General features: G+C 68.8%; 7 protein-coding genes and 1 tRNA gene. 2 read left to right on the top strand and 6 right to left on the bottom strand.

Annotation, left to right across the window (positions count from 1 at the left end; all coding sequences use genetic code 11):
- Positions 1–129, bottom strand: a 129-nt coding sequence (locus tag VFP86_04705) for a GTP-binding protein (protein ID HET8998925.1), incomplete at its 3' end; no start/stop codon positions are given.
- Between the two features lie 77 nt (positions 130–206).
- Positions 207–282, bottom strand: a tRNA-Thr gene (locus VFP86_04700).
- Between the two features lie 157 nt (positions 283–439).
- On the opposite strand from VFP86_04700, the gene VFP86_04695 reads away from it, so the two are divergent.
- Positions 440–1,120 carry a YceI family protein gene (locus VFP86_04695; protein HET8998924.1) on the top strand — a complete coding sequence of 227 codons (681 nt, stop codon included), beginning with the start codon at positions 440–442 and terminating at the stop codon, positions 1,118–1,120.
- A 10-nt stretch (positions 1,121–1,130) separates the two neighbouring features.
- Here VFP86_04695 and VFP86_04690 read toward each other — a convergent pair whose 3' ends face one another.
- The 4 genes from VFP86_04690 to VFP86_04675 form a co-directional block, all read right to left on the bottom strand.
- Entirely contained in the window at positions 1,131–2,150 is a 1,020-nt protein-coding gene (locus VFP86_04690) for an S-adenosylmethionine:tRNA ribosyltransferase-isomerase (protein HET8998923.1), read from the bottom strand.
- A gap of 2 nt (positions 2,151–2,152) precedes the next feature.
- Positions 2,153–2,902 (bottom strand): SDR family oxidoreductase, encoded by a 750-nt coding sequence (locus tag VFP86_04685; protein ID HET8998922.1) that lies wholly within the window; start codon positions 2,900–2,902, stop codon positions 2,153–2,155.
- Positions 2,903–3,028: 126 nt separating this feature from the next.
- A complete protein-coding gene (locus VFP86_04680; GenBank protein HET8998921.1) occupies positions 3,029–3,649 on the bottom strand; it encodes a response regulator transcription factor in 621 nt (206 codons plus the stop codon).
- Positions 3,646–4,767 carry a GAF domain-containing sensor histidine kinase gene (locus VFP86_04675; GenBank protein ID HET8998920.1) on the bottom strand — a complete coding sequence of 374 codons (1,122 nt, stop codon included), beginning with the start codon at positions 4,765–4,767 and terminating at the stop codon, positions 3,646–3,648. The genes VFP86_04680 and VFP86_04675 overlap by 4 nt, the downstream gene beginning before the upstream one ends.
- Before the next feature lie 216 nt (positions 4,768–4,983).
- Here VFP86_04675 and VFP86_04670 point away from each other — a divergent pair.
- Positions 4,984–5,771, top strand: a 788-nt coding sequence (locus tag VFP86_04670; protein HET8998919.1) for a trypsin-like peptidase domain-containing protein, incomplete at its 3' end; no start/stop codon positions are given.

Here is a 5,771-nt window from a genome sequence, read left to right as displayed (position 1 = left end):
CTTCGTCTTCCCTAAACTCGCCAGCACCCCCGTGATCGCCGCCGTCAGCGTCGTCTTCCCGTGATCCACGTGCCCGATCGTCCCCACGTTTACGTGCGGCTTCGTCCGCTCAAATTTCGCCTTCGCCATCGCCGGCCTCCCTACAAACGCAAATCACGAGCCTGCTGTCGAGCCTACGGATTGAGAGCACCCGGAGCATTGAACCCTGGAGCCCACGACCGGATTCGAACCGGTGACCTTGTCCTTACCAAGGACACGCTCTGCCGCCTGAGCTACGTGGGCCGGTGCGCAGACTGATTATAGCACGTTGGGGTGCGCCGTCGATGCGGCACGGCCCGCCCCCGAGGCGCGGTAAGCGGGCCCGTCTGTTGGAACCGAGAGGCGCCCGTGGACGCTACAGGATCAACCGGCGACACTGCCGCACCGAGGAGCCGTGCGCATGCGTCCAACGCGGATCGTGGAAACACATGGTTGGGGGATCGGGGTCGCGATCGTGGGAGCGATCACCGTTCTGGCCGCCCTCGTCACGGCCGCCCGCATGGGCCATGCGGCGGCGCCAGGCGACCCAGTACCGCCCGGGGCGGAGCGGTTCGTCATCGACCCCGCCGTGTCGACCGCGGCCTACCGGGTTGGCGAAACCGCCCTTCTCCAGAACCGGTTCCACGCCGCGACCGGAGTGACCAACGTGATCCAGGGACACGTGGATGTGGACCTCACCCACCCACAGACGGCCCGGATTGGGATGGTCACCGTCGATCTGAGCCAGCTCCGGTCCGACAGCGCGCGGCGCGACAGCGCGCTCCGCGCGCGTTGGCTCGAGTCGGCGAGGTATCCAACCGCGGCGTTCACCCCGATCGCGATTGAGGGACTCCCCGACGCATACACCGACGGTCGGGTCGTGCCCGTCCGGGTCACCGGATTCCTCACGGTGCGCACGGTCACGCAACCGGTCACGTTCGCCGGAACCGTCGTCATCGAGGGGGCGACGCTCACCAGCGCCCTCAGCACCACGGTCCGGATGACGGACTTCGGCTTCGAGCCGCCATCCCTCCTCGGGGTCTTCAGGGTCGACGATGACGTCGTCGTCGACGTGCACATCACGGCCCGCCGCACGACGTGATCGGAGAGGCTTACAGCAGGAGTTGAAGATCGCCGAACTCGTGCCAGAGATACCCCGCCTCAAGGGCCGCCCGGTACGACCGGGCCAGCACCGCCCGGCCCGCGACGGCCTCGAGCATCGCCCAGTGCGACGCCCGTGGCTCGTGCAACCCCGTCAACAGCCCGTCGGTGCTGCGGACACCGCGTTCCGGCGTGACGACTACATCAGTCCACCCCCGAGAGGCCACCACGTCCCCTCCGGGGTCCAGGGAGCTCTCGAGCGCCCGCACGACCGTGGTGCCGACTGCGATCACCCGGCCGCCGCTGCGCCTCGCGACCCGGACGGCCTCGGCCGTCGCCACGGGCACGTCAAAGAACTCCTCGTATGGGGACTCGTCGCGCTCAGGACTCGCCACCCCCGCGTGGAGGACCATCTTGGCGATTCCGACCCCCTTCTCGCGCAGCCTCGCGAGGACGTCTCGCGTAAACGGTCGTCCCGCAGACGGCATCTCCGCCGATCCCGGCACCTCAGCGTACACGGTCTGATACATCGAGAGGGGCCACGTTCCCCAGACGTACGGATACGCGATGGGACGGCCCCATCGGTGGAGATACTCGACGATGGGCGCCGGGACATCGAGATGCGCGAGCCACAGCCGGCCCGAACGCCGGTATGGCATGAGCATCGCGGCCCGGCCGCCTTCCGCCAGGAAGAGCGTCTCCCCGGGTGAGAGCGGGGTTCTCCTGGGCTCGACGACCCACACGTCGCCGGGGAGGTGCGTGGACAGGTGCAGCGCGAGCGCGCGTCCGTCGCCCCGGTGCGCGTCCAGCGCCGCGGGAAGGGTAGCCGAGATATTGATGACCACGAGATCCCCGGCCTGAAGGAACTCGGGCAGGGCAGAAAACCTGGTGTGGACGATGGCGCCGGTCCGGCGGTCCGTCACCATCAGCCGGACCTGATCTCGTGCCAGGCCGCGCGCCTCGGGCGGGACGTGCGCCTCCAGGTCTGGGGGAAGCGTGAACTCGATGGGAGGCTGAACAAGGACCGCCATCGCTACCCCCTCTCCACCGACGCGACCGTCGGTGCGGGGCCGCGGGCCTTCCACGCCTGGAGTTCGAACCGCCCGAACGGCTCGGTCTCGTACTCCACCAGATCCACCAACCGCGCCGCCGCCCTCTCCGGCCCGGGGAGCGCAGAGAGGTCCGCCCCGGGCGATGCGTCGCGGTACATTTGTGTGTTCATCTCCCCTGGATCGACGACGTAGATGCGGACGCCGCTCCCCGCGATCTCCACCGCCAGCACGCGCGATAGATGCTCGAGCGCGGCTTTGCTCACCCCGTACCCGCCCCATCCGGCATAGGCCTGCACCGCGGCGTCCGAGGTGACGTTGACAATCGTCCCCTCCCTCCTGGCTGTCATCTGGGGGAGCACGAGTTGCAGGAGATGCAGCGGCGCCGAGACGTTCACCCGGATGACGCGGTCGAGCGCCTCGGGGGGAAGCACCTCCAGACGCGGCATCGGGGTCGGGCCGAGCGTCGACGCGTTGTTCACGAGGAGATCGATGCGGCCGAATCGCTTCACCCCCAGTGCTACGAGACGCTCGGCGTGCCGCGGGTCCGCGATGTCCCCCGGGAGCGCGACCAGATTTTCGCGTTCGGCCAGGCCGATCGCGGCCCGCTCCAGCGCCTCACCGCCACGAGCCGTGAGGATCAGCCGAGCGCCTCGACGGGCCAGCAGCCGGGCTACCTCCAGACCGAGCCCGCGTGAGGCGCCCGTGACCAACGCCACCATCTCCTGACGCATCGCCATCAACTCCTTTCGCCCTTGCTCCAAGTGTCCGCCAATACCCACCCGCGGGCACCGTCCGATGGGTGGAGTGGCGCGCTGGTCAAAGGCGCAGGAAGAAGCTGATCCGAAGGACAGGTGGGTTTAGAGTAGACCCCGCTGGGCGGCGATGGCGATGGCTTGGGCCCGGTTGTCGGCGCCCAGCTTGTTGAAGATGGACGTCATGTGAAACTTGACGGTCCGCTCGGTGATGGCCAGGTCCCGGGCGATCTGCTTGTTCGAACGGCCCCGGGCAACCAATCGGAGCACCTGGCGCTCTCGGGCGGTGAGCAGGCCAGACCGTCTGGGAGCGTTGACTTGAGCTACGACCCGAGCGGCCACCCGAGGCGTCAGGTACGATCCGCCCCCGGCAACCGCTCGGATCGCCTGGGCGATCTCACCCGCGGGGGCGCCCTTTAGCACGTACCCGACCGCCCCGGCCTTGAGCGCGGCGAGCACCCGCTCCTCGGTATCGTAGGCCGTGAGGATGATCACCCTGGGGTGCGAGGCGGCAACGGCAAACCGGGGGATCGCGTCGACCCCGTTCATCCCCGGCAACTCCAGGTCGAGGAGGATGATATCGGGCAGCGTTTTCTCAACCGACGACAGCGCCTCCTCGGCTGAACCTGCTTCGCCCACCACCTCCATCTCCTTGGTGTCCTCGAGCACGGCTCTCAAACCCTCCCGGACGACCGGGTGATCGTCCACGATCAGCACACGAATCATCCGTCCCTCGTGGCGATGGGGACGGACGCCAGCACCGTGGCGCCCGCCCCAGGGCGGCTCGCCACTCGAAGCCGGCCGCCCAGCACCTTGGCCCGCTCGTGCATCCCCAGGATCCCGACGCCGGTGGTGGACCCCTTCCGTACGCGGAATCCCCGCCCATCGTCGCGGATGGACAGGTGCAGCTGCCCTCCGGCGCGGCGGAGGGTCACTTCCACCTCGCTCGCCGTCGCGTGCTTGCGGACGTTCGTGAGGGCCTCCTGGGCGATCCGGAGCAGCTCGGCTTCCACGCGGAGCGGCAGCCCGTCTATCTCCGGCGCCCGGACGTGTACGCGGATCCCCGTCTCGGAGGTGAAGCGCCGCCCCAGCGCGGCCAAGGCCTCCGCCAGCGGCCTGCCCACCAGCGGCATCGCGCGCAGGTCCAAGACCGACCGCCGCGCCTCTTCGAGGCTCTCCCGCGAGACATCGAGCGCGCGCTGGAGCCGCTCCCGCGCACGTGGAGGGCTCTCCTCGAAGAGCCCAAGCGCCCCTTCCAATTGAAGCCCGATCGCCGTCAACCCCTGCACGAGGGTATCGTGGATCTCGCGGGCGATCCGTGCGCGCTCTTCGGCGCGCGCGCCGCGTGCGCTCTCCTCCGCGAGGCGCGCGCGTTCGATGGCGATCCCGACCTGGTAGGCGATCGTGGAGAGGAGCCGCAACTCCTCGCCCGAGAGCTTGCGCCAGGACGGTCCCGTCACATTGATGATCCCGAGGGGTTTGCGCTGGAAGTACAGAGGGATGCTGGCGTGATACCGGAGTCCCTGGGTCAGGTGGACCGCCTTCTTCTTGACGGCCGGGCGGAGGCGGCTGCACTCGATGACGTCGATGTTCCTCGGCGTGAGCGAGCCGTCCCGAAACTGCTCGATGCACCAACACGAGGACCCGGTCATCCGCACCGGTTCCTTGAGGTACGGGGGAAGGCGCTGCACAGCGGCGCTGTAAAACTGCTGCGTGTCCGGATCCAGCAGCCACACCCACCCCGTGCGCAGCCCCAGAAGCCTGACCACCAGGCCGAGCGTTCGCTCGAGGGCCTGCTGAACGTCCGAGGAACGATTCAACGCCTCGGCGATCGCGTTCAACACGCGAAGCTCATCCGTCCTGGAGGTCTTTCGCAATGCCCGCACCCCTCCACACGCGTTCGAGAGGATGGTGCCCCGCGGCGGGCGCCGTCGCCGCCGGAGAATCCACGGGACCCATCCTGATCCTTCTGACAGGACACCCGGCCACCCTGCGCCTCGGCCCCAACGGGGAATATGTGTCCGACGGCTCGCGTTGATAACCGCAGGATATGGAGGTGGATGTACGTGAACCTCGAGTTTCTACGCACGGACGTGGACAGCGGACAGCGGGCGACCGCGACGATCGACGACGGCCCGGCGCTTGATGCCTACTCCGAGGCGGTGGTCGGGGCCGTCGATCGCGTCGGCCCCGCGGTCGTGAGCCTGGGGATGGCACGGCCGGCCCCGGAGCGGCTTCAACGACGCGGCATGCCCGAGCTTCGCGGCGCGGGCAGCGGGGTCATCATCGCGCCCGACGGGTATATTCTGACGAACAGCCACGTGGTGCACGCGGCGTCGCGGATCGAGGCGCGCCTCCAGGACGGGCGCAGCCTGACCGCTCAGCTCGTCGGTGACGACCCGTACAGCGACCTGGCCGTGATTCGCGCCCCCGTGGGCGGGCTGCCCGTGGCCGACCTCGGCGACTCGTCCCACCTGAGGGTGGGGCAGCTCGTGGTGGCCGTAGGCAATCCCCTCGGCTTTCAGGCGACCGTCACCGCGGGGGTCATCAGCGCGCTGGGGCGCACCCTGCGGGCGGAAACGGGCCGGTTGATCGATAACGTCATTCAAACCGATGCCGCGCTCAATCCCGGCAACTCCGGAGGGCCCCTGGCCGACTCTCGGGGAACCGTCATCGGGATCAACACCGCCGTGATCGCCGGCTCGCAGGGGATCTGCTTCGCGATTCCCGTGAACACCGCCAAGTGGGTGGCGTATCAACTCATCCGTGATGGACGCGTCCGGAGAGCCTATCTCGGGATCGCCGCGCAGGTGGTGCCGCTGGACCGCCGGTTCACCGTCGCCCATCG

This window comes from bacterium (genome assembly GCA_035703895.1).
In the GTDB taxonomy this organism is placed as follows: Bacteria; Sysuimicrobiota; Sysuimicrobiia; order Sysuimicrobiales; family Segetimicrobiaceae; genus Segetimicrobium.
Note: the sequence above shows the minus strand (reverse complement) of the source record. Positions and strands in the feature narration are given on the sequence as shown.

Coding starts and splice junctions, on each gene's coding strand:
- VFP86_04680 (HET8998921.1), bottom strand. CDS start 3,649: ATGATTCGTGTGCTGATCGTGGACGATCACCCGGTCGTCCGGGAGGGT.
- VFP86_04685 (HET8998922.1), bottom strand. CDS start 2,902: ATGCGTCAGGAGATGGTGGCGTTGGTCACGGGCGCCTCACGCGGGCTC.
- VFP86_04695 (HET8998924.1), top strand. CDS start 440: ATGCGTCCAACGCGGATCGTGGAAACACATGGTTGGGGGATCGGGGTC.
- VFP86_04690 (HET8998923.1), bottom strand. CDS start 2,150: ATGGCGGTCCTTGTTCAGCCTCCCATCGAGTTCACGCTTCCCCCAGAC.